General features: G+C 59.2%; 33 protein-coding genes. 4 read left to right on the plus strand and 29 right to left on the minus strand.

Features of this window, described 5'->3' with window-relative positions:
• The first annotated feature begins 139 nt into the window (after positions 1-139).
• Positions 140-838: a tRNA (N6-threonylcarbamoyladenosine(37)-N6)-methyltransferase TrmO gene (gene tsaA, locus J4E42_RS17950; protein ID WP_207285792.1), complete on the plus strand. Its 699-nt coding sequence runs from the start codon at positions 140-142 to the stop codon at positions 836-838.
• 132 nt (positions 839-970) lie between these two features.
• On the opposite strand, the gene fpr is transcribed toward tsaA, so the two are convergent.
• A complete protein-coding gene (fpr, locus tag J4E42_RS17955; protein ID WP_003443014.1) occupies positions 971-1,750 on the minus strand; it encodes a ferredoxin-NADP reductase in 780 nt (259 codons plus the stop codon).
• A gap of 122 nt (positions 1,751-1,872) precedes the next feature.
• Between fpr and J4E42_RS17960 the strand changes: the two genes are divergently transcribed.
• Entirely contained in the window at positions 1,873-2,799 is a 927-nt protein-coding gene (locus J4E42_RS17960; RefSeq protein ID WP_008030029.1) for a LysR family transcriptional regulator, read from the plus strand.
• Here J4E42_RS17960 and J4E42_RS17965 read toward each other — a convergent pair.
• The 3 genes from J4E42_RS17965 to J4E42_RS17975 all read right to left on the minus strand — a co-directional run bounded on the left by J4E42_RS17965 (position 2,796) and on the right by J4E42_RS17975 (position 4,837).
• Positions 2,796-3,158: a diacylglycerol kinase gene (locus tag J4E42_RS17965; RefSeq protein WP_008030027.1), complete on the minus strand. Its 363-nt coding sequence runs from the start codon at positions 3,156-3,158 to the stop codon at positions 2,796-2,798. The two genes, J4E42_RS17960 and J4E42_RS17965, sit on opposite strands and share 4 nt — an antisense overlap.
• A gap of 75 nt (positions 3,159-3,233) precedes the next feature.
• Entirely contained in the window at positions 3,234-3,884 is a 651-nt protein-coding gene (gene erdR, locus J4E42_RS17970; protein WP_008039285.1) for a response regulator transcription factor ErdR, read from the minus strand.
• 209 nt (positions 3,885-4,093) lie between these two features.
• The gene (locus tag J4E42_RS17975) at positions 4,094-4,837 is read right to left on the minus strand and encodes a tRNA-uridine aminocarboxypropyltransferase (protein ID WP_207285793.1); all 744 of its coding nucleotides are present in this window, start codon (positions 4,835-4,837) and stop codon (positions 4,094-4,096) included.
• A gap of 186 nt (positions 4,838-5,023) precedes the next feature.
• On the opposite strand from J4E42_RS17975, the gene J4E42_RS17980 reads away from it, so the two are divergent.
• The gene (locus J4E42_RS17980) at positions 5,024-5,452 is read left to right on the plus strand and encodes a PA3611 family quorum-sensing-regulated virulence factor (protein WP_008030019.1); all 429 of its coding nucleotides are present in this window, start codon (positions 5,024-5,026) and stop codon (positions 5,450-5,452) included.
• Here J4E42_RS17980 and J4E42_RS17985 read toward each other — a convergent pair whose 3' ends face one another.
• Positions 5,453-5,647 (minus strand): hypothetical protein, encoded by a 195-nt coding sequence (locus J4E42_RS17985; RefSeq protein WP_008030018.1) that lies wholly within the window; start codon positions 5,645-5,647, stop codon positions 5,453-5,455. It lies immediately after the preceding gene.
• Between the two features lie 108 nt (positions 5,648-5,755).
• Positions 5,756-5,881 (minus strand): hypothetical protein, encoded by a 126-nt coding sequence (locus tag J4E42_RS29500; RefSeq protein WP_259331695.1) that lies wholly within the window; start codon positions 5,879-5,881, stop codon positions 5,756-5,758.
• 132 nt (positions 5,882-6,013) lie between these two features.
• Here J4E42_RS29500 and J4E42_RS17990 point away from each other — a divergent pair, with 132 nt between their 5' ends.
• Complete coding sequence (locus J4E42_RS17990; RefSeq protein ID WP_008039292.1) at positions 6,014-7,132, plus strand: TIGR00730 family Rossman fold protein; 1,119 nt, start codon at positions 6,014-6,016, stop codon at positions 7,130-7,132.
• Positions 7,133-7,177: 45 nt separating this feature from the next.
• On the opposite strand, the gene recX is transcribed toward J4E42_RS17990, so the two are convergent.
• From recX to J4E42_RS18105, 23 genes are all read right to left on the minus strand, one after another.
• Positions 7,178-7,645: a recombination regulator RecX gene (gene recX / locus J4E42_RS17995; protein WP_192228517.1), complete on the minus strand. Its 468-nt coding sequence runs from the start codon at positions 7,643-7,645 to the stop codon at positions 7,178-7,180.
• Positions 7,646-7,653: 8 nt separating this feature from the next.
• Positions 7,654-8,712, minus strand: coding sequence for a recombinase RecA (recA, locus tag J4E42_RS18000; RefSeq protein WP_008030012.1), 1,059 nt, complete (start codon positions 8,710-8,712; stop codon positions 7,654-7,656).
• A gap of 83 nt (positions 8,713-8,795) precedes the next feature.
• A complete protein-coding gene (locus J4E42_RS18005) occupies positions 8,796-9,296 on the minus strand; it encodes a CinA family protein (protein ID WP_008039294.1) in 501 nt (166 codons plus the stop codon).
• A gap of 79 nt (positions 9,297-9,375) precedes the next feature.
• Positions 9,376-9,912: a lysis system i-spanin subunit Rz gene (locus J4E42_RS18010; RefSeq protein WP_207285794.1), complete on the minus strand. Its 537-nt coding sequence runs from the start codon at positions 9,910-9,912 to the stop codon at positions 9,376-9,378.
• Positions 9,894-10,457 carry a glycoside hydrolase family 19 protein gene (locus tag J4E42_RS18015; RefSeq protein ID WP_207285795.1) on the minus strand — a complete coding sequence of 188 codons (564 nt, stop codon included), beginning with the start codon at positions 10,455-10,457 and terminating at the stop codon, positions 9,894-9,896. Before J4E42_RS18015 ends, J4E42_RS18010 begins: the two co-directional genes overlap by 19 nt.
• A gap of 60 nt (positions 10,458-10,517) precedes the next feature.
• On the minus strand, positions 10,518-11,531 hold the full coding sequence (locus J4E42_RS18020) for a phage late control D family protein (protein WP_207285796.1): 1,014 nt from the start codon (positions 11,529-11,531) through the stop codon (positions 10,518-10,520).
• A gap of 9 nt (positions 11,532-11,540) precedes the next feature.
• A complete protein-coding gene (locus J4E42_RS18025) occupies positions 11,541-11,753 on the minus strand; it encodes a tail protein X (protein WP_207285797.1) in 213 nt (70 codons plus the stop codon).
• Positions 11,746-12,129 carry a phage tail protein gene (locus J4E42_RS18030; protein ID WP_207285798.1) on the minus strand — a complete coding sequence of 128 codons (384 nt, stop codon included), beginning with the start codon at positions 12,127-12,129 and terminating at the stop codon, positions 11,746-11,748. The genes J4E42_RS18025 and J4E42_RS18030 overlap by 8 nt, the downstream gene beginning before the upstream one ends.
• Positions 12,129-13,805 carry a glycine zipper domain-containing protein gene (locus J4E42_RS18035; protein WP_207285799.1) on the minus strand — a complete coding sequence of 559 codons (1,677 nt, stop codon included), beginning with the start codon at positions 13,803-13,805 and terminating at the stop codon, positions 12,129-12,131. The genes J4E42_RS18030 and J4E42_RS18035 overlap by 1 nt, the downstream gene beginning before the upstream one ends.
• Positions 13,806-13,933: 128 nt before the next feature.
• A complete protein-coding gene (locus tag J4E42_RS18040) occupies positions 13,934-14,518 on the minus strand; it encodes a phage tail assembly protein (RefSeq protein WP_008039304.1) in 585 nt (194 codons plus the stop codon).
• A 164-nt stretch (positions 14,519-14,682) separates the two neighbouring features.
• Positions 14,683-15,189, minus strand: a complete 507-nt coding sequence (locus tag J4E42_RS18045; RefSeq protein ID WP_192228509.1) for a phage major tail tube protein — start codon at positions 15,187-15,189, stop codon at positions 14,683-14,685.
• Entirely contained in the window at positions 15,189-16,355 is a 1,167-nt protein-coding gene (locus tag J4E42_RS18050; RefSeq protein WP_008029994.1) for a hypothetical protein, read from the minus strand. The genes J4E42_RS18045 and J4E42_RS18050 overlap by 1 nt, the downstream gene beginning before the upstream one ends.
• 2 nt (positions 16,356-16,357) lie before the next feature.
• The gene (locus tag J4E42_RS18055) at positions 16,358-16,567 is read right to left on the minus strand and encodes a hypothetical protein (RefSeq protein WP_008039310.1); all 210 of its coding nucleotides are present in this window, start codon (positions 16,565-16,567) and stop codon (positions 16,358-16,360) included.
• A gap of 102 nt (positions 16,568-16,669) precedes the next feature.
• Positions 16,670-17,050 carry a phage tail assembly chaperone gene (locus J4E42_RS18060; RefSeq protein ID WP_008039313.1) on the minus strand — a complete coding sequence of 127 codons (381 nt, stop codon included), beginning with the start codon at positions 17,048-17,050 and terminating at the stop codon, positions 16,670-16,672.
• Complete coding sequence (locus tag J4E42_RS18065; RefSeq protein ID WP_207285800.1) at positions 17,047-19,395, minus strand: phage tail protein; 2,349 nt, start codon at positions 19,393-19,395, stop codon at positions 17,047-17,049. Before J4E42_RS18065 ends, J4E42_RS18060 begins: the two co-directional genes overlap by 4 nt.
• Positions 19,396-20,031: a phage tail protein I gene (locus J4E42_RS18070; protein WP_207285801.1), complete on the minus strand. Its 636-nt coding sequence runs from the start codon at positions 20,029-20,031 to the stop codon at positions 19,396-19,398.
• Positions 20,028-21,023, minus strand: a complete 996-nt coding sequence (locus J4E42_RS18075) for a baseplate J/gp47 family protein (RefSeq protein ID WP_008039317.1) — start codon at positions 21,021-21,023, stop codon at positions 20,028-20,030. Before J4E42_RS18075 ends, J4E42_RS18070 begins: the two co-directional genes overlap by 4 nt.
• Positions 21,020-21,352, minus strand: coding sequence for a hypothetical protein (locus tag J4E42_RS18080; RefSeq protein ID WP_008029983.1), 333 nt, complete (start codon positions 21,350-21,352; stop codon positions 21,020-21,022). Before J4E42_RS18080 ends, J4E42_RS18075 begins: the two co-directional genes overlap by 4 nt.
• A gap of 10 nt (positions 21,353-21,362) precedes the next feature.
• Complete coding sequence (locus tag J4E42_RS18085) at positions 21,363-21,974, minus strand: phage baseplate assembly protein V (protein ID WP_008039320.1); 612 nt, start codon at positions 21,972-21,974, stop codon at positions 21,363-21,365.
• A 3-nt stretch (positions 21,975-21,977) separates the two neighbouring features.
• Positions 21,978-22,502, minus strand: coding sequence for a hypothetical protein (locus J4E42_RS18090; RefSeq protein WP_207285802.1), 525 nt, complete (start codon positions 22,500-22,502; stop codon positions 21,978-21,980).
• A gap of 88 nt (positions 22,503-22,590) precedes the next feature.
• On the minus strand, positions 22,591-22,938 hold the full coding sequence (locus J4E42_RS18095; RefSeq protein ID WP_008039324.1) for a phage holin family protein: 348 nt from the start codon (positions 22,936-22,938) through the stop codon (positions 22,591-22,593).
• A 164-nt stretch (positions 22,939-23,102) separates the two neighbouring features.
• On the minus strand, positions 23,103-23,522 hold the full coding sequence (locus J4E42_RS18100) for a tail fiber assembly protein (RefSeq protein ID WP_207285803.1): 420 nt from the start codon (positions 23,520-23,522) through the stop codon (positions 23,103-23,105).
• 484 nt (positions 23,523-24,006) lie between these two features.
• Positions 24,007-24,741, minus strand: a complete 735-nt coding sequence (locus J4E42_RS18105) for an XRE family transcriptional regulator (protein WP_008039327.1) — start codon at positions 24,739-24,741, stop codon at positions 24,007-24,009.
• Positions 24,742-24,793: the final 52 nt, after the last annotated feature.

Below are 24,793 nucleotides of genomic sequence, written 5' to 3' on the forward strand. Positions count from 1 at the left end.
CTGTGTCCACAGAATCTGTGGCAGACCGAGATCCACTGTGGGAGTGAGCCTGCTCGCGATGGGGCCGGCACAAGCACCGCTGAATGTAGGTCGATCGGGTTATCATGCCAGCCCTCAATCCTGCTTCGACCCTAAACCAATGACCTACAGCGTTTCCCCCATCGGCTTCGTGCGCTCCTGTTTCAAGGAGAAGTTCGCCATCCCGCGCCAGCCGCAACTGGCACCCGCCGCTCGCGGCGTGCTGGAACTGGTGGCGCCGTTCGATCAGGGCGACGCAGTGCAGGGTCTGGAGCAGGTCAGCCACGTCTGGCTGCTGTTCCTTTTTCATCAGGCCCTGGAAGAAAAGCCACGCCTGAAAGTCCGCCCGCCTCGCCTCGGCGGCAACAAATCCATGGGCGTGTTCGCCACCCGCGCGACGCACCGGCCCAACGGCATCGGCCAATCCGTGGTGAAGCTGGACAAGGTCGAGGCCAATCGCCTGTGGATATCCGGCATCGACTTGCTGGATGGCACGCCGATTCTCGACATCAAACCCTACGTGCCTTATGCCGACATCATCGACACGGCGTCCAATAGCATCGCCAGCGCTGCGCCGCAGCTGATTGCCGTGCAGTGGACGGACTCAGCGTTGCAACAGGCGCATGGGCACGCTCAGCGGCTGGAAGAGCCTTTGGTGGAGCTGGTTGAGCAGTGCTTGGCGCAGGATCCGCGGCCGGCTTATCAGACGCCCGCGCCTGAGCGGGAATATGGCGCGCAGTTCTGGGATGTGGATGTGCGGTGGCATTATCCCGAAGCAGGCATGATCCGCGTTCTCGAAGTCATTTCGGCGAAGGACTGAACACCAAAAACAACTGTGGGAGCGAGCCTGCTCGCGATTGCGGTGTGACAGTCAACATTGATGTCGACTGACACTCCCCCATCGCGAGCAGGCTCGCTCCCACAGGTAGAGCAGAGCGGTTGAGCGGTATTCTTATTTCTCGACGAATGCACGCTCGATCAGGTAATCACCCGGCTCGCGCATCCGCGGCGAAACTTTCAGGCCGAAGCTGTTCAGCACTTCGCTGGTTTCGTCGAGCATGCTCGGGCTGCCGCACAGCATGGCGCGGTCGTCCTGTGGGTTGATCGGTGGCAGACCGATGTCGCTGAACAGCTTGCCGCTGCGCATCAGGTCGGTCAGGCGACCTTCGTTCTCGAACGGCTCGCGGGTCACGGTCGGGTAGTAGATCAACTTGTCACGCAGGGCCTCGCCGAAGAACTCGTTCTGCGGCAGGTGCTCGGTGATGAATTCGCGGTAAGCGACTTCGTTGACGTAACGTACGCCGTGGCACAGGATCACTTTTTCGAAACGCTCGTAGGTTTCCGGGTCCTGGATGACGCTCATGAACGGCGCCAGACCGGTACCGGTGCTGAGCAGGTACAAATGTTTGCCAGGCTTCAAGTCGTCCAGTACCAGCGTGCCCGTAGGCTTCTTGCTGATGATGATCTCGTCGCCTTCCTTCAGGTGCTGCAACTGGGAAGTCAGCGGGCCATCAGGCACCTTGATGCTGAAGAACTCGAGATGCTCTTCCCAGTTCGGGCTGGCAATCGAGTAAGCGCGCATGAGCGGCCGGCCGTTGGGCTGTTGCAGGCCGATCATCACGAACTGACCGTTCTCGAAGCGCAGGCCCGGATCGCGGGTGCACTTGAAGCTGAACAGAGTGTCGTTCCAGTGGTGAACACTGAGGACACGCTCGTGGTTCATGTTGCTCATGTACGTGGGACTCCTGGAGATTTTGCCTGCGCCTGTGGTCTGCGCAATTGCATCGCATTCTAATGGCAGCGACAATATCTGTTAAATGGATTATTAAGATAAGGGTTATCGGTTATATCGATATGCGATTTACTCTCCGTCAACTTCAAGTCTTCGTCGCCGTCGCCCAGCAGGAAAGCGTATCCCGTGCTGCGGGCCTGCTCAACCTGTCGCAATCGGCGGCAAGCACCTCGATCACCGAACTGGAGCGCCAGTCCAGCTGCCAGCTGTTCGACCGCGCCGGTAAACGGCTGAGCCTCAACGCCCTCGGCAAGCAATTGTTGCCGCAAGCGGTGGCGTTGCTCGACCAGGCCAAGGAAATCGAAGACCTGCTCAACGGCAAATCCGGTTTCGGCTCGCTGGCGGTCGGCGCGACCCTCACGATCGGCAACTACCTGGCTACGCTGCTGATCGGCAGCTTCATGCAGCGCCACCCGGAAAGCCAGGTGAAGCTGCACGTGCAAAACACTGCCAACATCGTGCAACAAGTTGCGCATTATGAAATTGATCTGGGTCTAATCGAAGGCGACTGCAGCCATCCGGACATCGAAGTGCAGAGTTGGGTCGAGGATGAGCTGGTGGTGTTCTGCGCGCCGCAGCATCCGCTGGCCCTGCGCGGCACGGCGACCATGGAAGAACTGAGCCACGAGGCGTGGATTCTGCGTGAGCAAGGCTCGGGCACGCGCCTGACCTTTGACCAGGCCATGCGTCATCATCGCAGCGCGTTGAATATCCGCCTGGAGCTGGAACACACCGAAGCGATCAAGCGCGCGGTGGAATCAGGATTGGGGATTGGCTGCATTTCACGGCTGGCACTGCGCGACGCGTTTCGCCGCGGCAGCCTGGTGCCGGTGGAGACGCCGGATCTCGATCTGGCGCGGCAGTTCTATTTCATCTGGCACAAACAGAAATTTCAGACGCCGGCGATGCGCGAATTCCTCGACCTGTGCCGCGCTTTCACCGCCGGGGTTCAGCGCAGCGACGAGATCGTGCTGCCCACCATCGCTTAAAGCAGGATCACCGCCCACACCAGCGCGATCATGGTCAACGCCACCAACTGCGCGGCGCTGCCCATGTCCTTGGCGTTCTTGGACAGTGGGTGCAATTCCAGGGAGATGCGGTCGATGGCCGCTTCCACCGCTGAATTGAGCAACTCGACGATCAACGCCAACAAGCAGACGGCTATCAACAGCGCCTGCTCGACACGGCTGACGTTCAAAAAGAACGAAATCGGAATCAGGATGACATTGAGCAACACCAGTTGCCGAAAAGCCGCTTCGCCGGTGAAGGCTGCGCGCAGGCCGTCCAGCGAGTAACCGGAAGCGTTAAGGATGCGTTTCAGGCCGGTCTGGCCTTTGAAAGGGGACATAAAAGTGGCAACTGACCAAAAAGGAGTGGGAAAGCTAGATCAACCAAAGTCAAAAAAGCGTGAAGACGCCAACCTTCAGTGGCTTGAAATTGACTCAAGTTGTTGCAGGAGCAACGCCGCCTGGGTTCGGGTCCGTACATTCAGCTTACGGAAAATCGCCGTGACGTGGGCTTTGATCGTCGCTTCGGACACGCTCAGTTCGTAGGCAATTTGCTTGTTCAGCAACCCTTCACAGACCATGGTCAGCACCCGGAACTGCTGCGGTGTCAGGCTGGCAAGGCCTTCACTGGCGGCCTTGGCTTCATCGGAAACGCTGACTGCTTCGAACGCCTGAGGCGGCCAGAACACATCGCCATCCAGTACCGAACGTACGGCTTTCTGGATCACGCTCAGGTCACTCGATTTAGGAATGAAACCGCTGGCACCGAACTCACGGGACTTGACCATGATCGAGGCTTCTTCCTGGGCCGACACCATCACCACCGGAATTTGCGGGTACTGACCACGCAGCAGCACCAGCCCGGAAAAACCGTAGGCGCCCGGCATGTTCAGGTCCAGCAACACCAGGTCCCAGTCGGATTTTTCGTCGAGGCGGGTTTCCAGCTCGGCGATGCTCGCCACTTCCACCAGACGGACGTCCGGGCCAAGACCCAGGGTCAACGCTTGATGCAAGGCGCTACGAAAAAGAGGGTGGTCATCGGCAATCAGGATTTCGTATGTGGCCATTTTTCAAATGATCCTGTTCTTCTAACAGCTCAAGGCGCAGCCACGGAGCTGCACCAACAGGGCACGTTCAACGCCAACGACGTGGCAATCACGTAAAGAATACGGCGTCTGAAACTACAGCCGCGCCCCAATCGGCGCCAAGCATGCCCAGCGAAACCGGGGTGGTCAAGGTGCCTGGCCGCTACAGTTCTTTGCAGTATGGGCGACAATCAGGCCGTGACGGCGGCCGTTTTCGGTACGAAAGGCATCAGCTCGGCATGTGCCGGTGTTGCGACGTTCATTTCCAGCTGATGCTTGGCATCGAGGTAATGTTGGCTGAACACGTCGAAATAAGCGTCCAGTGCCGACGCGGCGTCGACATCGCCCGCCAGATCGAGGCACAACGCCGCCACTTCCGCCGTGCACAAATGCTCGCTGCGAGTCGACCGGCGCAGACGATAGCGCGACAGCTTCTCGGGCAGCAGGCTCAGGATCGGCAATGATTCAAAGTACGGGCTTTTGCGAAAAATCTTCCGGGCTTCGGTCCAGGTCGCGTCCAGCAGAATGAACAGCGGTCGCTTGCTGCTATCCACCTCGACGGTGTTGGTCACGCGCTCAGGCTCGACGTACTCGCCCGGAAACACCAGATACGGCTGCCATTGCGGGTCGGCGAGCAACGCCAGCAGCTGCGGATCGGTTTCCGTGCGCGACCAGATGAACGCATGGTTGTCGCGCACTACGTCAGCGATCAGCCACCCCGTGTTACTCGGCTTGAACACTTCCTTGTTGGTCATGATCAGGCACACGCCCGAGCGGGTCTCGACCTGCGGACGCCAGGCACACAGGCAATGGCTCTCGATCACGCGGCAGGCACGGCAACGCGTCGCCCTCCAGCCTCGGGCCTGAATCGGCTTGATGCCCTCCTCTTCGCGCTGGTCGCGCAAGCGGGCTACGGCGTTGGGGGCGTGGTTCATCGTGGGCAACACCGGCAGACAGGAAAACTCGACACGAACGGCACTCAGGGCGATAAAGGCCGGCAGTTTACCAGAGCGGCCGGCACAAGCCTGTACCGTCCAGACGGGCTCCCCTATAATTCGCCGCCAATGAACGCACAGCCCTGTGGCTGGTCGAACCACCAGTCACCGAACCAGGAGAGTTTCATGCTGCGCCTTATCGTTCCCACCGCTGCCATCCTGCTGGCGTCGTCCTTCAGCGCTCAGGCTGCGTCCTTGAGTGAGCAGAATCTCAACAGAGAGCTGCGAAACGTCGCCGCACAAAGCAGCGTCGGCACGCCACGGGCGATCAACGAAGACATTCTCGACCAGGGCTACACCGCCGAAGGCAATGTTCTGATCAACCACTTGAGCGTGCAAAGCAGCCACGCCAACAAGATGCGGGCTGATCCGAAAGCGGTGTACTTCCAGCTTGGCGCCTCCGTCTGCAGAAACGAGGGGTTCCGCAAGCTGATGAAGAAGGGCGCGATCATGCGTTACGACTTTACCGAGGTGAAAACCAATCGCGCGGTCGGCTCCGCCAGCTTCGAGGAATCGGATTGCCCGAAAGCCACGCCGCCGGCAAAGAAAAAGTAATCAATGGGAATTGGCGCGCCGCTGTTCATCCTCGGCGCGCAGTTCGGCCAACAACGCCTGTAAATAGCGCGAGCGCCGCTCGGCTCCCTCCAGACGCCGGCAACACTCCTCTTCGAGACTCAAATGATTGGTCTCGGCCGATGACTTCAATAATCGATACAGTTGCGTATCGATCTCCAGAATGACTCTGGCCATAGCATCCCGCCTCCTTGCACTTCGCCCTTGCTTGAGCGACAAAATCCTTGAACCGCTTGTACCGTGCGCCCTGCCTTTGACGCAAAGCTGTCGTGTCACGTCTGTAATTTAGTAAATCAGAGTGCCGGACACTTGGCGCAGGTTCAGACGAGCGGTGAAATCACCTTGCAAATCGTCAATAAGCGGTTGCCAGGAAAGACTTTGCAGCGCAATGATCAAGTCAGCGAAAACCATCTAGAGGGTCTAGATTCATAGTGTTCCCGTTCACTTTTCAGGGCAGAAAAGGGGCTGCCTGGTTTGCGTTTTCCGATGCGAATGTTTCTTTCATCCAAAGGAACAACAGAGCCTGTACGGAAGGAGAAGTTGATGCCTTACCAACCGAATGACCTCCTCAGCCGTCATTTCGAAGAAAGCGGCCACGACCTCATCAGCAAGGTCGAAGAGCAACTCAACCTGGTTTCACCCAACAGCCCGAATATCCCGATCTACCGCGACATGATCCTGACCGTGCTGCGCATGGCCCAGGACGATCACAACCGCTGGAATGCCAAGATCACCCTGCAAGCCCTGCGCGAACTCGAACACGCCTTCCGTGTGCTCGAACAGTTCCGGGGCCGGCGCAAAGTCACGGTATTCGGCTCGGCCCGCACACCGATAGAACACCCGCTGTATGGCCTGGCCAGAGAACTCGGCGCCGCACTGGCGCGCTCCGACCTGATGGTGATCACCGGCGCAGGCGGCGGCATCATGGCGGCCGCCCACGAAGGTGCCGGCCTTGAACACAGCCTGGGATTCAACATCACCCTGCCCTTCGAGCAGCATGCGAATCCCACCGTGAACGGCACCACCAACTTGCTGCCGTTCCACTTTTTCTTTACCCGCAAGCTGTTCTTCGTCAAGGAAGCCGATGCGCTGGTTTTGTGCCCTGGCGGTTTCGGCACCCTTGATGAAGCGCTGGAAGTGCTGACACTGATTCAAACCGGTAAAAGCCCGCTGGTACCAGTGGTGCTGCTGGACGCTCCAGGTGGCACGTTCTGGCAAGGCGCACTGGATTTCATCCGCAATCAACTGGAGGAGAACCGCTACATCCTGCCGACCGACATGAAGCTGGTGAGCCTGGTCTACAACGCCGAGGAGGCGGTGGAGCAGATCAATCAGTTCTACAGCAACTTCCACTCCAGCCGCTGGCTCAAGCATCAGTTCGTGATCCGCATGAACCACAAACTCAGTGATGCTGCGCTCGAGCACATGCAACAAGCGTTCGCCGACCTGTGCCTGAGCGATCACTTCCATCAGCATGCCTACAGCGGCGAGGAGCACGACGAACCGCAGTTCAGCCACCTCGCTCGCCTGGCCTTCACCTTTAACGCCCGTGATCATGGACGACTGCGCGAACTGGTGGACTACATCAACCTGCCGGAAAACTGGGCGCAGTCCAAACCCCAGGCGCAACAACGCACGCGGGAACCGTCAAAGGTTACGTGAGGCAAAAAAAAACGGCCCGCTATCGAAATAGCGGGCCGTTTTTGTTTAATCATCCATTCCTCGACCGCTGAACAAGCGGTTGATCATTTCCATGGAATATCCCCGATAAGCGAGGAACCGTCCCTGCTTGGCGCGTTCCCGTGCGTCTATCGGTAAATGCCCGGCAAACTTGCGCCGCCAGGTATCTTCCAGTTGTTCCTGCCAGTTGATACCGCTCTCACGCAGTGCGAGTTCGATGTCATTGCGTTGCAGGCCACGCTGGCTCAACTCTTCGCGAATACGCAAAGGGCCATAGCCGGAACGGGAACGGTAGGAAACGAAGCTTTCGAGGTAACGGGATTCGGACAACAGGCCCTCTTCCGTCAAGCGGTCGAGTGCTGTGTCGATCATTTCAGGGAGAGCGCCGCGCTGACGCAGTTTACGCGTCAGCTCGACTCGACCGTGCTCGCGTCGCGCGAGCAGGTCCATTGCGGTTCGCCGCACCGCGACGAGTGTATCGAGTACGGCGGTCATCGGATCAATCAGATATCAGCGTCAGCCAGGTCATCTTCAGTCTCTTTGACCGCAGAAGCTTTGGATTCCGCTACCGATGACGGAGACAGCAACTTGTCACGCAATTGCTTCTCAAGTTTCGCCGCGATTTCCGGGTTGTCCGCCAGGAACTTGGCCGAGTTGGCCTTGCCCTGACCGATCTTGGTGCCTTCGTAGGCATACCAGGCACCGGACTTCTCGACGAAACCGTGCAGAACACCCAGGTCGATCATCTCACCGTTCAGGTAGATGCCCTTGCCGTAAAGAATCTGGAACTCGGCCTGACGGAACGGCGAAGCGACCTTGTTCTTCACAACCTTGACGCGGGTTTCGCTACCGACGACTTCATCACCTTCTTTCACCGCGCCAGTACGACGGATGTCCAGACGAACCGAAGCGTAGAACTTAAGCGCGTTACCACCGGTGGTGGTTTCCGGGCTGCCGAACATCACGCCGATTTTCATACGGATCTGGTTGATGAAGATCACCAGGCAGTTGGCGTTCTTGATGTTACCGGTGATTTTACGCAGCGCCTGGGACATCAGACGGGCTTGCAGGCCCACGTGCATGTCACCCATTTCGCCTTCGATTTCAGCCTTTGGAACCAGGGCGGCTACGGAGTCGACGATGATCACGTCAACCGCGTTGGAACGCACCAGCATGTCGGTGATTTCCAGGGCCTGCTCACCGGTGTCCGGCTGGGAAACCAGCAGGTCGTCGACGTTGACGCCAAGCTTGCCGGCGTATTCAGGATCGAGGGCGTGTTCGGCGTCGACGAATGCGCAGGTCGCGCCGGCTTTTTGAGCCTGGGCGATTACCGACAGTGTCAGCGTGGTTTTACCGGAGGATTCAGGACCGTAGATTTCAACGATACGGCCTTTTGGCAGACCGCCAATGCCGAGCGCGATGTCCAGACCCAGAGAGCCAGTGGAAATAGCCGGGATCGCCTGACGGTCCTGATCGCCCATACGCATTACGGCACCCTTGCCGAATTGACGTTCGATCTGACCCAGGGCCGCAGCCAAGGCTTTCTTCTTGTTGTCGTCCATTAAAGTCCTCACGTAATCAATAAGGCCTGACGGCCAACACCTGTATAAGTAGCCAGTATTATTCCACAGCGATTCAGGATCGCCTACCCCTGATTTGAGATTTCTCCCGAGGCATGGCGCAGCAGCCCCTCTAGCGCGGCCTTCACCGTTTGTCGGCGGACCTCATCGCGGTTGCCGGGGAAGTGCTGCACCTCGCTGAACACCCGCTCCCCCACGCCCCAGGCCAGCCAGACCGTGCCGACCGGCTTGTTCGGCGAACCGCCATCCGGACCGGCCACACCGCTGACCGCCACGGCAAAATACGCCCGGCTTTTTTCCTGGGCGCCACGGACCATGGCCTCGACCACTTCGCGACTGACCGCCCCCACCGTCGCAAACAACCCGACCGGGACGTTCAATTGCTCGGTCTTCTGCCGGTTGGAGTACGTCACATAACCAGCCTCGAACCACGCCGAACTCCCCGGAATCCGGGTGATCGCCTCGCAAATGCCGCCGCCGGTACAGGATTCGGCTGCGGTGACGTGAGCATTGAGAAGCTGCAGGCGTCTGCCCAGTTCAGCGGCCAGTTGGGTGATTTCTTTCACGGTCATCTCCTGAGCGGGCGGAATGGGACTACCGTACACGAGCGGATCACGCTTGCAAGTTACAGGATCGATCAAAATGTTAGCGACCGAGCGCCCTGATATAGGCCTGACAGGCCTGCAACGCAATCAGTGCACGGTCGCCGGCGTCGGTGATGGCGATAATTCGTTGAGCATGCGCCGGGTCAAGTCGGGCTCGAACGGCGCCATGATCCACGCTGCTGGTGCTGGCGGCGGTTGGCACTGCACAGGCTGAGGCAGCGTCATGGGCATCGAGGAGGACTGACAGCCGCACATCAGCAGTGGCAAGACGATCGCGCAAGCGACCTTGATCACGTTGGGCATCGCTAAGCGCTCGGTAATGGGTTTGTTCGCTGGCCGATAGCCGCTGTTCCAGCGCCAGCCGTTTATCCTGCTCAGTCTGTTGTCGAGCGGCCGCCGCAAGGGTCAGTTGGTTGAGCATCTCGGCGTGCGCCCCGGCCTGTTCCGCCAGTTGCCGCCCATAACGCCCATCCTGAAATCGCCAGGCCAGCGTTGCCGAGCCACCAGCCAACACAGCCAGCAACACAACAACGCCAACCACCCGCCACGACCCCGGGATCAAACCGAAGGCTGGCATAACACCGCCCTCGCCCGCGCCCAGAGTTGCAAACGATCCTGCAACCCGTTCAACCCCCCGTTGATCCGGCGGGTGATGCTGTTGAACTGGTCACGATCAGCCAGCTCGTTGAGGCCGTTTTGCCCCCAGAACCAGGCGGCGGATTCGGCGGCCCATTGCGGTTGTTCGAGCAGCTCCGGCGAGGCCAATAATCGCTCGTCGCCGAATAACCCCAGGCTGCATTGTCGGTAGTTATGACGGCCAGTGACCTGGATGAGTCCACGCCCACGATATTTTTGCCCGTCGCCATCGAGCGCGGGAGTATTACCCAAACGAGCGGCCAGGGTGCCGGTGTCGTACTTGCTCAAATACTGATCACCGCCGAGTTCGCGCACATAGTGCAACTGCCCGGATTCGTGACCGACTTGCGCAAGGAAAGCGGCGCTGCGTTTGGGCGTGTTGATGTCATGGCCATCCATGGCGCTATTGAGAGCAGAAATGAAAACGCCCGCTTGGCTGCGGGCGTTGGGAAGTATTTGCTGTAATTGCAGGACAGTAAGCGGCATGAGTGATGTTCCGTTCGCCATTGATCCGCCAGACCGGCGCCAGTGCATTTGATTGCGTTATTACGTGACATCCGGACACTTCGCCTCGATCATGCAGCGATAGCTTTGATATTTGTCACCGCTGGCAATGACCTTTTCGATCGACCAGTACCCGCGCAGGAAATCCGGCCAGGACTGGTCGAGCAACAAGACACCCTCGGCGGACAACGCCGGATTGCCCGGACAGCTGATTTTCACCTTGAGCTTTTCACGCAGCAATTTGCGTACTTCTCCCTCACCGACGTCCCTGGCCTCCGTTTCATTCTGGCAGAGCCGACCGATGACCTTGAACGGCGGGCTACCGGTTTCAATCACCCGCACCACCCCCGCTGCCGCGTCCCACCAACTCGTCTTGCAGCCCTGGTTTTTCGCCCGGACGGTGTCATCGAGCGTGGCGGAAATGAAGGCGCGATCGCCGGGTCGATTGTTGGTGGTCACCGACAGTTTCACCTGGGGCAACACCTTGCCCGACAGTGACTTGGTCTGACTTGGGAGCGCCAGCACATACAGCTCATTCATCGGTTTGGCGATGGCCTTGTATATGCCGGCGAGGCGAGTCAAAAACGCCATGTCACTTTCGTTGGACTGATCGATGTGGTCGATTTTTTTCAGTGCCAGTTGGGGTGCCACCCGTGGCGAAAAACCATGCCGCTCAGCGATCTCGCGAAACAGCGCACCCAGGGTGGTCGGCCCATGACTGGCCGATCGACGCTGCAGGAAGCCGGTCTTGTCATCGGCACTGAACGGCGCTGCGGTTGCCACCAGCGTCAAGCGCAGCGGGAACAACGTCGGCGTCAGGCGAGACACCGTGAACTGGCCCTTATCCACCAGACTGGACTCCGCGTAACCGACCTTCAGGCCAATCTTGCCGCCCAGGATCGGCAGCCCCTCAAGCCCTTCCAGATCGAGCGTCAATGTCAATTGATCGGACTCGGTACCGGCGGCATCAATGTGCTCCCAACTGATCAGGCGCTTGTTGATCAAGTCCTTATTGGCCCCATAAATCTCTACCTCTGGCGTAAAACCCAATGCCATGGAACCTCCTTAATCCCACGCGGTAACCAGCGTGGTCACCACAGGTTGTGAGTCAATTTCCGGCAGGACTACCCAGATACCCGCAGGTAATACCGCCCCCTGTTCTGCCAGCGTGGGGTTGAGCCGCCACAGTGCCTCTTCGACGGCATCGTCACAGCGACCCAGTTCGCGGTACAGCAACAGGTTCACCGAATCACCGGCCACACTTCGAACTCTACGCATGGATGAACTCCGACAGGTCTATTGCCCAACCGACGACCATCGCCGTGCCGTCATCGATGATCACGCTTTGGGTTTCCGTCACCGTGTTGATTCGCCAAAGCCCCCAGTTGCGTCCGATGCCATCCACCAACGGCACCGGCTTGCGCTGTTCCTGCAACGTGCGCAGTTCATCGAGCCGCTCCATGGCCACCGCGTACATCGACGTCCCTGTAATCTTCATCGTTTGGGCTTTCTGCCCGGTCTGACTGGATTTCGGCTTGCCGGTCACAATGTCCAGTTCCACCCAGCCACCGTCCGATGTGTGCACGATGTTGTGGTAGGCGAAGTTGCGGGACAGGCCGAAAATGAAACTGCCCAGGATCATTTGCTGGCGCATTACCTGCCTCCATCGGTCAGGGCCGCACCACGTCGGGTGGCGAGGGCGTTGGTGGACATCAGTGGAACAAACTCGCCGTGGAACTGCGTTTGCAGCTGCTGCGCCACGATCGTCCGGATGTGCTCGGAGCTCTCCCCACCGGTGCAGGTGACCTGAATCGACGGTGAGTAATTGATCTGCTGGTTTTGTGTCGGCGCGCTGGTCAGTTCTTTACTGACCTGATCAGGAGCACCGAGCTGATCGGAAGGTGTGGCCAGTTTTTCCCCCAGCCAGGATCCGGTGATACCGCCGAGAAAACCTCCGATGGCCGTGCCCACGCCTGGCAATATCAGGGTGCCTAGCGCGGCGCCAACATAAGAACCGGCCATCATCCCGGCGGAGGAAGCGATGGCTTTGGTATCACCATTGGCGACACCTTGCGCGAGATCGACCCCGGCGCCGAGCACGTTCCGCCTTGGTGCTTTTTTAGGGAGCAACGTGCCGACCTTGGCCACTTTGCCGAGCAACGGGCTGGCCTGCCCGGAGCCCGAGAACGACACCAGACTTTGAGCCTCGGCAATTACAGGCCTGACGGTCCGAGACTGCACAGTGACCTCGATTGGCGATTGATCCTTGGCACTGCTGCGCCCCCCGGCCTTGCCTCGTTTGGCGTCCCGGGATTGCTTACGTGCCTGATCCCCTGTGTACCCAAGACTGTCTTTCGTTTGTTTTTCCGGGGGTGGATCTTTTTTGGCCTGATCGACGTCGCGATTGTCCTCGCTGATCAGCTTGCCCAAGCCGAACGGGATTTTCGGCGAACCACGTTTGATAATTTTTTTGGCAACGTTGGTCAGCGCTTCGGTTGCAACGGCAGCGCCCACGACAGAGGCGATAGAACCCAACGTAACCGCAACGCCTGCCAACACGGTGGCAAGCGTGGAATTGTTCTCGGCAAACGTACCGAGCTTGTCGACTTGAACGGAAAGCGACGTCAGCGGACCGGAAATGTCCGGAGTCACTGCGCGGCCCAATCTGCTGAAACTTGCACTCAAGGCATCGCTGCCGGTTTTCGAAGGGGTCCCCGTGTCTTGGGCGGATTGCGCTTTCGCGACGTTGCCTTCGAGGTTCAAAGTCGCAACAGGCGCGTTATCGGACTTCAGATGATCGGCTGCGGTGTTGTCGCGCGAGCTCAACGTTGTGCTGAGTTGTTTCAACGAGGTGCTGGCGACGCCGTTGCCAACATTACTGTTCAGGGGGGTAACGGCGATGCCTGCGATTTGTTTCGGTGTCGTGCCCGCGGCCCCTCCGGCCTCGCCGCTACCGGGAACAATCCCACGGAAATCAGCTGCACTGACATTCAGGCTTACGGTGCCCAAGTGGCGGGTCACGTCATTCGCCGCGATGCCAGGGAGACTGGATTGTGCCTCGCTGTCCGCGACAGGCTCCTCTGCGCCCCACTTGAGTACAGATCGTGTGGAAGACAATAGCGCTGTCAGCGACATCAGCACTTCACCCAGCTTGTTCTGCCCCGCGGTCAGTAATCGGATGTCCAGGCTGACTGTGTTCAGTGCCTGGTTGAGCTGCGCCAATGGGGCCATTAAACCGGCCAATCCGAGAGTTGCCACTCCGGCGCCCACTGTTAGCGATCCAACGCTATTGGCCGTCACACTGGCCAGTGAATATTGACTGTCTGCCATCCCCCTCTACTCCTGTTTGACGCCAAGGCGATTGATCGCAATGTCGTAGCGGCGCAAGGCCTTGCCGACGTCCCATTCCAGAATGTCCGCTTCACTTATCGGGTAAATGAGCGGTACCACATCGAGGATTACTTCGATGTCGCGCTCCGAAAGAAGGCCGCCGGTTTGTTTAAAAAATCGTCGATTCGCACCTGCAATTGCGTCCAGTCAGGCACGGTCAAACTGGCCAGATCGGGCAGCATCAGGCCGGTGCAATGGGCCGTGATGAATTCGGCGCGTTCCTTGGCGGTCTTGAGTTTTTTCATCGCCTTGGTCGCACGCAGCACCGGCATTTCCAGGGTCAGCGTGGTCAAGGTGCGACCCGCCACGGTGAGCGGTTGCAGCAAGCTCACTTCGTCGGGATCGGCCGACGGTTGTTCACCCTCGTCCGCTTGTTCAAGGAAATGCGACGTCGGCAAGGTCGACATCTCATGCACGTACTGCGCGATGCTCACGTAGTCCGGGCGTTTGAGTTGATCGAGTTCCTTGACCGACAAACCGGTGGCCAGCAGCGCCAGCTCGAAGAACTGATCGTCCTCATCATCGCCGGCACGGGCCAGGGCTTCTTTCTGTGCGGCGTAATACAACGGTTTGAGTTGAATCTGTTCGATCTCCGACTGATTGTCGGCGGTGATCGGCGACAACAAGGCGTGAACGGGAGGCGTCCAGGACATGTGATGAATTCCTTGGTGAATCATGAAAAGGGATTGAGCAATGCTCCTTGTGGGAGCGAGACCGGCTTGCCGGCGATAGCGGGTTCACATTCAAAAGTGATGTCGACTGACACAATGCAATCGCGAGCAGGCTCGCTCCCACAGTTCGGTGATCGCAGTGCGACTTAAGGGATCAGCACCGCGCGACGGGCGCCGCCGAGAATGTCGACGCCGTTGAGCACGAACTTCTGGGTGCGCACGTCGATGTCGATCACCGGGATGCCGTTTTCCAGGCGGTTGTAGGTGCGGCAGGACAGCTCAAGCGTGGTGAGGGGTTTTTCGCCCATCTTCAGCTTGGCCTCGGTCAGCGATTTGAGCTTGCCGCCGACGGTGTGGTAGGTGAACCAGGTGTTGCCATCCTGATCCTGACCGGCTTCACGGACGTTCAACAAAATGTCGTCGCCCAGCTTCACGCCGAGGGAGAGCATCACTTCGGCACCGACGCCTTGCAAAATGAGGGTCGCGCCCAGCACTTTGCCGCTCTTGATCATTTCTTCGGCGATGAAGCGCCCGCCCGCCATCGCTTCCATATCGAATTCGATCTTCGGCGGGGTGAACTCTTCCACGGTCGCCGACAACGGCAAGCCTTGCAGGGTGGCCGCGATGGCCTGTCTTACGCGGTTGGTAAACATTAGAGAACGTCCTCCAGGAACTGCTCGATGATTTCATCGCGGGCATTGAGTTGATAAACCATGTGTTCGTTCGGCGCGTAGCGGCCGTAGTCGATGACCACGTACCAGGTGCCGTTCTTGTACTTCTCGACGCTGTTCAATTCCGGGTGCAGGTACACGCTGCCGCCGGGGATGGTTTCGTCGGCGACCAGGGTTTGCAGCCAGTCGTTGATGCGCTTGACCTCCTGGTCCATGAACGACTTGGTGAGGTTCTTGGCCATGGCTTTCTGGCCGGCCTTGACCAGCTTGCGGCTGATCGCATCTTCCAGGCCGACGTAGCTGATGAACTTGCCGGTGATGGAACGGTTACCCAGCAGCGAGAAGCCGCCGAGGATGGTGCGGGCGTAGTAGCTGACGCCGTAGCGGTTGAGCAGATCGCCTTCGGTGGATTTGTCGAGAATGTTGTATTCCACGACGCGCGAAACGTCCTCGGCAAAGGTCACCTGATTGCCCGGGCTCTCCCATTGCTTGACCTTGGCCAGGGCCGCGATGGCCAGGCTCGAAGGCGACAGGAACACGTTCTTCTTCGCTGCCTTGGAGTACACCGATGGCATGTTGTGCACCAGCAGGCAGCGGTCGAAACCCAGTTCCGCGCCGCCCAGTTCCTGGCTGTACGTCACCTGATCGGCGACCGCGGCATCCTTGCCGTCGAGCACCACACGGGCCTTGATGCGCTTGCCGAAAGACGCGAACTCACCGGCCACGGCTTTGGTGCTGGTGAAGCCCGGCGCGCCGATGATGGTCAGGTCTTCCGGCACACTGCCCAGTGCCGCGAGGCCGAGCTTGCGGCCGGTCAGCGGATCGACGCCGCCGATGACGTTGTTCAGCGTGTCCGCCGGGGTCGCGCCTTCTTCGACGATGACCACGTAGACCGGCACCTTGACCACTTTCAGGATCTGGAAGACCGCGTGATACAGCGTGCCTGCCTCGGTGCCGGTCGGATCGAGCAGCGCCTGGGTGGTGAAGCTGTTGATGCGGAATGGCGCATTGCGTGGAATCAACGGGTCCGCCTTCGGCGCGGTGCCGATCAGACCGATGACGTTGTCACCCAGGCCACCCATGGCCTCGGGGGATTCGGTGGCATTGACGGTAATGCCGTTGTGCTCGAAGTTCAAAACCTCAGCCATGGTTATTCAGCCTTCTTGGCAGCAGCTTTTTTCGCTGCGGTGGATGTAGAGGCCGAATCGGCAGCCTCGGCTTTTTTCAGCTCCAGACGACCAGCGCTGCGTAGCGCACTGGCCTCCACATCGAGCAGTTGCAGTTCCTGGCCGATGCTCGACCAGTGGCCACCCCCGGTAGGGAATGGGAGGAGCACGGTGTACGTTTGGCGTTCTGCCATTTCTGTTTCTCCATAAACGAAAAAGCCCCTTGGGTAAGGGGCTGTCGGGTGTTGTGTATGTTTGTGTTGCGGATAAGAAAACGCCCCGGCGGTGCGGGGCGTTTATTGGGTGTGTTCGGCGATCCAGGACGGAGCGACCGGACGATGCTGGGTATCGGGGAAGTCCGGTGATTGAGGCCAGTCGCGCAGTGCCTGGATGTACACGAGCAACTCACCGAACTGCTCTGCGGTCAGCGTGGTATGCCCTCCGATTTCACGCTGATCGCGATGACGCTCACGTAACCACATCAGCGAAACCAGTTCGGCATCGCGCCACTTTCGCTCATCGTCCGCTTTCGTGGTCGTGGGCGCTGTTGCGCTCTGGATGTACGCCTGAACCTCTTCATCAGACATAGGCACCAACCCGGCAGAGATAAAGTGCGCGGGAGCGTCATCTTCGTAAGCATTGACGTTACCGGTCTGTGGATTGTGGAAATACTTCATGGGCGCAGCTCCGACCAGACAGCATTGACAGGGCTTGAGAGAGTCACGGAATAGGTTGTTCCGACCGGGACAACGAAGGCGGCGTGAAAGCCTGTGGTAACAATGGTTACACCGCCGCAAGTCGCTGTGATTGAGCCGGTCTGGATCGATACTTGAACCTGAATCGGTCGACCGGTGGTGTTGGTGTAGACGGTGCCACTCACGCGACTGGCGGTGACGTTCTGCCAGGTCTGGCCATCACCTACGCCGCGTGGTCTGGCTTCCAGGCCTCCCACTTGTGCCGCCAGGCCCGCCACGTCGATGGTTCCCTGATTGACCGGGGCGTTCCAAGCTTTGATGCACCACATCACCGCCAGGTTGCGAGGTCTTGTAGAACCCGCAAAAACACCGGTCAGCGCGCCTGTGACTACACCAGACCCGGTCACAACAACTTGCGATGGATAATCTGATACTGCAATTGAATCAAGCCCATAAGTTGAAATCGGAGAAGCAGCAACACCGCCTAGGCCGGCCATTACGAGTCCGTCTGCGGAACCTGTAGTGTCAGCAACCCCCATCGTGCCTTTCTGCCAACTGCCGATAGCGCGACCGGAATCTATTCCGCGTCCATGATCCCAGCCTCGCAGGAACTCGCCGCGAGTCTCAGGCAGTCGGGTAGATCCGACGGGATCTCCTGCCACGTTATATTTTTTGTCCAGATACGCAGCCAGCTCGGGATAAACAGAATCCACAAAAAGGCTGTTATCCGCCTCAAGGTAGCCGGGAGGAACGGTGCCCGATGGGAACGGCACAAGCGCGCCCACTGGAACGGCGGCTTTCAGCTTTTGCACTTCCTTGACCAGTTCACCGACGTCAACCTGCCCCTGGTTGATTGGGGCGTTCCAGGCCTTGATGCACCACATCACCGCCAAGTTGCGTGGACGAGTGACTCCATAGCTAGCATCGTTTCTGGTCGGGGTAACGATCGCTGTCGGATTTTGGACAGACATCATTGCTGTCGGGTAGTCCGACAACAGGCAATCATCCAGACCAAAATTTTTGTGCGCCAATGAAGCTCCTGGCGCAGCACTCGTATTGTCATAGTCCGCAATTACGTCAGCAATCGGCCCGGCACCAACACTATGAAATGTCCCTTTTTGCCAACTACCGATTGACCGACCAGCATCCACCCCGCGACCATGGTCCCAACCACGCAGGAACTCGCCGCGCGATTCGGGAAGACGAAAATTGCCCGTACCTTCATTGCCCTGATTGAACGAAGTCCCCAGGTACGCGAACAAATCCGGGTAAGTCGCGATGCTCTGCACACTGCCATCAATTTCAAGGAAGCCCGCTGGCACTGCGGTCTTTGGAAAGGCAACAACAGCCCCGACGGGTAGTGCCGAAGCCTGTGCAATCAGCGCTTCGATTTCAGGCTTGGTGTAAGTGTCCTTGATCCCAAAACCAGCCAGCGTTTCCGGATTAGCACCCGCAGTAGCGCGACCGTATTTATCAACCGTCAGACTCTTGTAAGTCCCTGCCTGAATCCCCGTTCTACCGGCCAGCATTTCAAAGCTCAGCGCCGTAGTCCCCAGCGTGATCGGCCCGTTCGTCACCAGATGCCAAAGCGAATCACCGTTCGCCGTGCCCTCCTCGACCATCACGGTCAGGCCCGGCGTCACCTTGGCGCTGGTGTTGGCGTCAGTCGCCCGCACCCAGGCACCGTTAGCCGCCACATAAAGGCCGTTATCCTTCGCCAGCGTTTGCGCCGTCACCAGCACACGCTGCCCGGACAGCACCGCGACGCCATCGATTTGCTGCGCGCCACTGAGCACGATGTTTTCCGTGGTGGCCACGCGAACTGATTGCTTGCCATCGAGCTTCGCCAGTTCGTCGGCGAGATAACCCATCACCCACGCCCGCGTCGCTTTGACCACGGTGTCGTCGATCAACAGCGTGACGAGCGACGCGTTGCTGGTCTCGAAAATCGAGCGAATGTAGAACTCTTTCCCCGATCCCGACGTTGCCAGCACCGGTTTGAACGACTCCGGGTATTTGACGATGGCGTAGAGAATGCCAGTGTCGGTCCAGAGCCCGGCTTCGCGCACATACCAACCGCCCTCTTCTGGCGGGATGGTCACTTCGGCGAGCAGCCAGCTCGGATTTTTCTCGTCCTGGAACAGCGCATTCAGTGGCCCGCGCCACACTTCTCGTTTAAGCGCAGTGGCGGTTGCCGCCGGGTTGTAAACCGCGCCGCCGCCGTCACCGACCGAAATCTGCGACAGTTTGATCGGCACGCCTGCCGCCTTGCAGGCAGTTTCGTAGGCGATCCCCGCATTGGTAAGCAGGGTGTAATAGTCGGCCATTTAGGACCCCTGAGGATAAATAGTGGATGTTTCAACGACGTAGAGCCCGGCGGCCATGAAGGCCTGCCCCGAGGCTTCAAGCCCTTCGATGACAATCGGATACACCGTGGTCAGTTCGCCGCACACCGTCGCCGCGCCGATGACGTGACTGCCGAATGCGCTCAAGCCGACAGACACCGACAGAACGTCGCGCTCGCTTTTGGCGTCCGCCAGACGTCGGTCGAGACGAACGTCGATTTCTTCGCTGTAGGGTTGCGAGGTAAATGCCCTCACGGAAAAGCTGTAAGGCGCGCCCGGCGGTGTCTGCTCGTACCAGGCACGCACCTCGGGCATTAACCGCAATCCTTTCGCGGCGTTTTCCAGGGCCTGACGTGTCCCGGCCTTTCGCGCGGTGGGCCAGGCCAGTTCAACGGTCAAACGCTTTTCCGCCTCGGCGGCCTTGGCGCTCCATTCACTGACACCACGATCCGCTGCGAGATAAGGCAGAAATGCCTGAGGCGTCGAGGTCGGGTTCATCAGCTCGGGGAACGGCGGCGCGATGCGGTCAAGCAATGCACCGAAGCCGATATCGAGGGCTTTTTCCAACGGTGAGCTGTTGGCTGGCAACAGGCTCGGGTGCGGCGTCTGGTCACTCATAGCGTGAGCACCTCGACCTCGACCCCGGTGCAGTAAGGCGCTTCAAACGCCGTCGTCACAATCGGCTCGACCGGTTCGAGAATGTCCAGTTGAACCGCGCCGGCACTATGCAGCGTGTAGTCGATCCAGCTCGGATCGATCCGCCCTTCCAGTCGATGACAGCTCTGGGCATACGCTTGCAGTTGCTGTTGCGCGGCCACCTTGGTCAGCCCCGAATCCGGGCCGGCGTTGATTCGGGCGACGACGCGGATTTTGTAGTTTTTGATATGGGCGCTTTGCACCGTGACCCGATCCGTTTCCGGTCGGACGTCAGGCCGGGCGAAGTGCCGGCGCACGCTGTCGAGCAGTTCATCGGACGCGGTGCCATCGCCCTCCCGTGCCAGCACCGTGACCATCACCTCACCGGGCGCGGTGCGGCGTCCATTGCCGTCCTTGACCTGCGCCGCGTAGCCGTCCGGGTCGAAGGTGTACGTGACCGTCACCTCGCCCGGGGCATGAGTGTCCACCTTCACCACAGGACGCTCGCCGAGGGTGAAGACCTCGCGGCGATATTGCATGCGTGAACCGGCAGCCGGTGCGTGTGGCGCCAGGTAATAACGCAACCGGGCGTCGTCGTCGCTTTCGTACACGGGCGCAATCGGCGGGAATGCCGCCGGGTCGCCAGGGTCCAGCAACTGACGCTCAAGCCCCATGTCCGCGAGGCGGGCATCGAGGTTGCTGCCAGTCGCCCACCAGGCCAGCATCTGCTTGATGCGGGCGTTGTATTTGCGTTCGTGGATTTGCAGGCGCACACAAAAGGCCTCAAGGGCCAGGGTCAGCAACTCGCTTTCGTTTTCGAGGCTGACCTTGATCTTTGCCGCCGACTCGGGAGCGCGGGCGCCGACGTACTCGACGACAAACGTCTTGAACTCGGCGAGCAAATCCTCGAACGCTTCGACGGTGACGATCGATGGTTCGGCCAACTGGTTCTGGCCGGGTATCAACATACTCATGTCACCACCTCGAAAGTCTGTTTGCGGTTTTGCCAGGTGCCGGCGAATCGCAGGACCAGCCCGGCGCCTTGCCGGCTGGCCACAATGACCTGCGGCTGGAAATCATCGATGCCGTTCTGCGGGTTGTAGAACGCTTGTGCCGCGTGGCTCTGGGCAAGCATCAGCAAGTCGTCGCCGAGGTTGCGGCCCAGCAGTTCCGGGATCAGCGAGCCATACAAAGGACGCTTCTGCCGGGTACCCAACGGCGTGGTCAGCGCTCGGGTTGCGCGCTGTACAAACTGCGGCCAGTCATCGACCGCCGCCCCGGTGTTTCTTTCGATTCCGATCATGGGAAACTCTTTATGCGGTACTGATGACGCGTCCCTGGTGATCCACCACCGGGCCGCTCAGGTGCACACCGGAAGCGTCGAGTCGCAAGCCGACCGCGCCCAGTTGCAGTTCGATGGCCTCAGGCGTGATCGCAAGTCTCGCCGGCCCGAGATTCAACTCGAGCGCTTCGCGAGAGCCATTGAACGCCGCCGGGCCGTTCTTCCAGTGCAAGGCATGAAGGGCGTCGTCGTAACCGCTTTCCGTACCGTCCAGATAGAGGCGACGCGTCAGCGAAGCCTGGGTCGAGGCGGGTGGAAACCGATTACCGTTAAGCCCGAACAACGCCACGGATTGAGCGCCGCCCTCGCCGCCGCCATGGTTCAGCAACAGGCATTGCTCGCCGACCGAGGGGATCCGCGACTCGCTTTGCGCCCCGGCGCTGGGGTTGAAAAAACGGATGGCCGGCGTCAGCAATCCTGAGTGGCTGACCCGGCAGGTATTGCTGGCCGCATCAACTTCCTGGCACACGCCGATACGACACAGGCTGTCGCTGCGCCGGTGCACGTCTTCAAGTTCGGCCTCCATCTCGGCCAGACGCTCAATGATCGGGCCGAGCTGCTGACGTAAAAGCGCATCGAACATGGCTCAGCCCTCGAGTGCGGTGTATTGGTCCGGGTCGTCGATGTTCGAGACTTCCCAGGTTTTGGCGAATTTCGGAATGCCCAGCGGGTCCTCCAGCAGCAATGCGCCGAGGTAAATCGTCTGGGTGAAGGAAAGGGTCCAGGCGAGGTACTCCTGCGAACCGCTGATGAGCGTCGACGGCAAGGCATCGATGTTCATGGGCAGGTCGCATTGGCTACCCGGCAGGCCCCAGCGGTTATCCGTGACCAATCCCTTGAGTACGCTCGCCAGATCGCCAGCGGCCAACCCCGGATTACTCAGGGTCGGCGGCACAATGATTTGCAGCGAGATCGACAAAACATGGGCGATGCGCCCGTCATGGGCGCGGTCGCCGGCTGCATTGCGTTCGATGGCGATCAGGACCCACGCCTGATCGAACGTACCGTCGAAGTCCTGGCGGCCTCCGACCTTCAAACCCGGGCCAACCGCACGCAGCGCGTCGGCAATGGCAAAAAACAGACGCGACGGCTTATCGATGTCGAGGGACATAAGGGGCTTCCATTCAAATTTCGAGGCGTCCGGCTGCGTGGGTTCATGCAGCGGACCGGGGATGCCAGAACGGCAAAGGGACCTGGCTTTATTGATCCGGGCGGGAATCACGCGGCGGCACTTCACACACGCCGATCCGCTTGGCCGCCCAGCGCTCATAAAGGCCAATGGCGACATCGGCGCCTGCCATCGCCGTAAGGCAGCCAAACGCGCCGGCCGCCCAGATCGACAGGCCGGCGGCGTACAGCAGCATGATGGCCGACACCCCGCAAATCATGCAGGCCCCGGAACGCAGGGCCAGACGCCGCAGCAATGACCAGCCGCGAGCGCCCTCCTTGTCGGCACGCCACATTTCGCCGGTTACCCCGCCCACCAGGGCGAGCACGATGACCAGCCAGATCGGCATGTCCAGCAACGCTTGTTGCTCGTTTGTCATGTCACGCCTCCTTGTGAGTGAATATTGAGTGCTGTGTGTATTTCAAAGCTTCCCTGTTGAGTGCCTGACGTCAGGTCGGCATTCCAAAAAGCCCGGTCATGACAGGGCTTTTCAGTAATGCGGTCCCGTGTATCGAGGGACGGAACAAATGAACTGACACTCGCTTAGGCAATCTCGGGCCAAATGATGGTCAGCGGAAAACCCGGCTGTTTGTTGACTTGATGGAAGGCGACGCAAAACTGCTTGTAAGCGAGCAGATAGGCGGCCTCAGCGGCAGTGGCAAGGCCCAGGTCGACCTTGAATTGCAACGCAGTGGCTTCAACGCTGGCCTTGACCTTGTCGAGCCGTTGAGTCTTTTCATTGCGCAGCTGCTCACCCAATGGCGAACTTGGGTAAGGGAAACCCGAGTTGAAAGTCCACGCACCGTCGGTGTTGACTGCGTTGTAGGAGTAGTCGACCTGGTTGCTGGACAACCCGGTGACCTCCACCCAGAGTTGATCGGATGGAAATTCGTCGGTGATGGCGTTAACGGTTTCGAAGATGTTGTCGACTTTGCCATCAACAACACGTGCGTACTTTTTCATATTCATTTTCCTTAATGATCGCCGGCATACCGGCCTTTCGGCTTCTGCCTCAGGTAGGCATTCCAAAAAGCCCGGCGCTTGCCGGGCTTTTCAGTAATGCGGTCCTTCGCGTTGACCTTTCGGCGCTACTGGCGCGGTACGGGTCCATTCAGATTGTTTTTCCGACCGCGGTCCCTGCCCGCCGGATAACTGCTTTCGGTGCTTTACGCTGCACACCCGGGTCAGTTGCCAACCCTCTGAACCGTTGAGGCCGGTTCATCGCTGCCTTTGTCGTGGAACTAAAGAACTTCGTTTCGAGCTGCTTTGTTGAGCGGCTTGAGACAAAGAATATGCATGGATGCATATACAGTCAATGCATAAATGCATTTATTTATGCATTACAAATGCACTGACGCATGGAAGCCCCACAGACAAAGGCGTTGGCGGTTTTCAGCAGGCGAAAAAAAACCCGCACGATGGCGGGTTTTATCTGACAGCGATGAGGTTAGCGGGCGTACATGCCCCACCAGAAGACGTGGCCGAGGATGACAATCTGCTCTTCCTGGATCTCCTGGAAGGTGTAGTCCTCGTCCGGATGTTCATCGCGATTGAAGCTCCGCAGGCGAATCCCCGTCGGCAGGCGATAAAGCTGTTTAACCCGCAGCTGACCGTTGTGGTTGATCGCATAAAGGTCGCCATCGACGATATCGCCGATCCCGCACTTGCCGGCATTGACCCCCACGGTGGCGCCGTCACGCAGTACCGGCAGCATGCTGTTACCACGCACCGTCACGCATTTGGCCTGGTCGAACTGCACACCGTTATGGCGCAAGCTGCGCTTGCCGAAGCGCAAGCTAGAGCGCTCGCTTTCTTCGATGACGAATCTTCCTGATCCAGCAGCCAATTCAACCTCGCGAAGAAAGGGGACCGACACCTCGTCGTCATCGACAGGCGTATCGTCGTCCCACAGGCTTATGTCCTTGAGTTCGGAATGCAATTCATCGCGACCGGAATTGGCGGCAGGCGCGACATCCGCGCGGCCACGCAACTGATCGGTGCTCACGGCGAAGTACTCGGCGATCTTCGAAATGTGCTTATCCGAAGGATCGACAATCTTCCCGCCGAGGATCCGCGAGAGAGTGGATTGAGGCACGCCGGTGCGACGGTGAAGCTCCGTGGGGGAGATCCCGTGCTGATCGAGCAGCGCTCTTAAGACGGAAGAAACATTGCGTTTTTGCATAACGCGCATAGTGCTTGATCTTTTTTACCGAGGCAAATGCAGAATTGCATAA

The organism is Pseudomonas sp. FW300-N2A2 (assembly GCF_017351735.1).
Classification (GTDB): domain Bacteria; phylum Pseudomonadota; class Gammaproteobacteria; order Pseudomonadales; family Pseudomonadaceae; genus Aquipseudomonas; species Aquipseudomonas migulae.

Bases quoted from the DNA above. Each gene is read 5' to 3' on its own strand.
- tsaA (WP_207285792.1), top strand. From the start codon at position 140: ATGACCTACAGCGTTTCCCCCATCGGCTTCGTGCGCTCCTGTTTCAAG.
- fpr (WP_003443014.1), bottom strand. From the start codon at position 1,750: ATGAGCAACATGAACCACGAGCGTGTCCTCAGTGTTCACCACTGGAAC.
- J4E42_RS17960 (WP_008030029.1), top strand. From the start codon at position 1,873: ATGCGATTTACTCTCCGTCAACTTCAAGTCTTCGTCGCCGTCGCCCAG.
- J4E42_RS17965 (WP_008030027.1), bottom strand. From the start codon at position 3,158: ATGTCCCCTTTCAAAGGCCAGACCGGCCTGAAACGCATCCTTAACGCT.
- erdR (WP_008039285.1), bottom strand. From the start codon at position 3,884: ATGGCCACATACGAAATCCTGATTGCCGATGACCACCCTCTTTTTCGT.
- J4E42_RS17975 (WP_207285793.1), bottom strand. From the start codon at position 4,837: ATGAACCACGCCCCCAACGCCGTAGCCCGCTTGCGCGACCAGCGCGAA.
- J4E42_RS17980 (WP_008030019.1), top strand. From the start codon at position 5,024: ATGCTGCGCCTTATCGTTCCCACCGCTGCCATCCTGCTGGCGTCGTCC.
- J4E42_RS17985 (WP_008030018.1), bottom strand. From the start codon at position 5,647: ATGGCCAGAGTCATTCTGGAGATCGATACGCAACTGTATCGATTATTG.
- J4E42_RS29500 (WP_259331695.1), bottom strand. From the start codon at position 5,881: ATGGTTTTCGCTGACTTGATCATTGCGCTGCAAAGTCTTTCCTGGCAA.
- J4E42_RS17990 (WP_008039292.1), top strand. From the start codon at position 6,014: ATGCCTTACCAACCGAATGACCTCCTCAGCCGTCATTTCGAAGAAAGC.
- recX (WP_192228517.1), bottom strand. From the start codon at position 7,645: ATGACCGCCGTACTCGATACACTCGTCGCGGTGCGGCGAACCGCAATG.
- recA (WP_008030012.1), bottom strand. From the start codon at position 8,712: ATGGACGACAACAAGAAGAAAGCCTTGGCTGCGGCCCTGGGTCAGATC.
- J4E42_RS18010 (WP_207285794.1), bottom strand. From the start codon at position 9,912: ATGCCAGCCTTCGGTTTGATCCCGGGGTCGTGGCGGGTGGTTGGCGTT.
- J4E42_RS18015 (WP_207285795.1), bottom strand. From the start codon at position 10,457: ATGCCGCTTACTGTCCTGCAATTACAGCAAATACTTCCCAACGCCCGC.
- J4E42_RS18020 (WP_207285796.1), bottom strand. From the start codon at position 11,531: ATGGCATTGGGTTTTACGCCAGAGGTAGAGATTTATGGGGCCAATAAG.
- J4E42_RS18025 (WP_207285797.1), bottom strand. From the start codon at position 11,753: ATGCGTAGAGTTCGAAGTGTGGCCGGTGATTCGGTGAACCTGTTGCTG.
- J4E42_RS18030 (WP_207285798.1), bottom strand. From the start codon at position 12,129: ATGCGCCAGCAAATGATCCTGGGCAGTTTCATTTTCGGCCTGTCCCGC.
- J4E42_RS18035 (WP_207285799.1), bottom strand. From the start codon at position 13,805: ATGGCAGACAGTCAATATTCACTGGCCAGTGTGACGGCCAATAGCGTT.
- J4E42_RS18040 (WP_008039304.1), bottom strand. From the start codon at position 14,518: ATGTCCTGGACGCCTCCCGTTCACGCCTTGTTGTCGCCGATCACCGCC.
- J4E42_RS18045 (WP_192228509.1), bottom strand. From the start codon at position 15,189: ATGTTTACCAACCGCGTAAGACAGGCCATCGCGGCCACCCTGCAAGGC.
- J4E42_RS18050 (WP_008029994.1), bottom strand. From the start codon at position 16,355: ATGGCTGAGGTTTTGAACTTCGAGCACAACGGCATTACCGTCAATGCC.
- J4E42_RS18055 (WP_008039310.1), bottom strand. From the start codon at position 16,567: ATGGCAGAACGCCAAACGTACACCGTGCTCCTCCCATTCCCTACCGGG.
- J4E42_RS18060 (WP_008039313.1), bottom strand. From the start codon at position 17,050: ATGAAGTATTTCCACAATCCACAGACCGGTAACGTCAATGCTTACGAA.
- J4E42_RS18065 (WP_207285800.1), bottom strand. From the start codon at position 19,395: ATGGCCGACTATTACACCCTGCTTACCAATGCGGGGATCGCCTACGAA.
- J4E42_RS18070 (WP_207285801.1), bottom strand. From the start codon at position 20,031: ATGAGTGACCAGACGCCGCACCCGAGCCTGTTGCCAGCCAACAGCTCA.
- J4E42_RS18075 (WP_008039317.1), bottom strand. From the start codon at position 21,023: ATGAGTATGTTGATACCCGGCCAGAACCAGTTGGCCGAACCATCGATC.
- J4E42_RS18080 (WP_008029983.1), bottom strand. From the start codon at position 21,352: ATGATCGGAATCGAAAGAAACACCGGGGCGGCGGTCGATGACTGGCCG.
- J4E42_RS18085 (WP_008039320.1), bottom strand. From the start codon at position 21,974: ATGTTCGATGCGCTTTTACGTCAGCAGCTCGGCCCGATCATTGAGCGT.
- J4E42_RS18090 (WP_207285802.1), bottom strand. From the start codon at position 22,502: ATGTCCCTCGACATCGATAAGCCGTCGCGTCTGTTTTTTGCCATTGCC.
- J4E42_RS18095 (WP_008039324.1), bottom strand. From the start codon at position 22,938: ATGACAAACGAGCAACAAGCGTTGCTGGACATGCCGATCTGGCTGGTC.
- J4E42_RS18100 (WP_207285803.1), bottom strand. From the start codon at position 23,522: ATGAAAAAGTACGCACGTGTTGTTGATGGCAAAGTCGACAACATCTTC.
- J4E42_RS18105 (WP_008039327.1), bottom strand. From the start codon at position 24,741: ATGCAAAAACGCAATGTTTCTTCCGTCTTAAGAGCGCTGCTCGATCAG.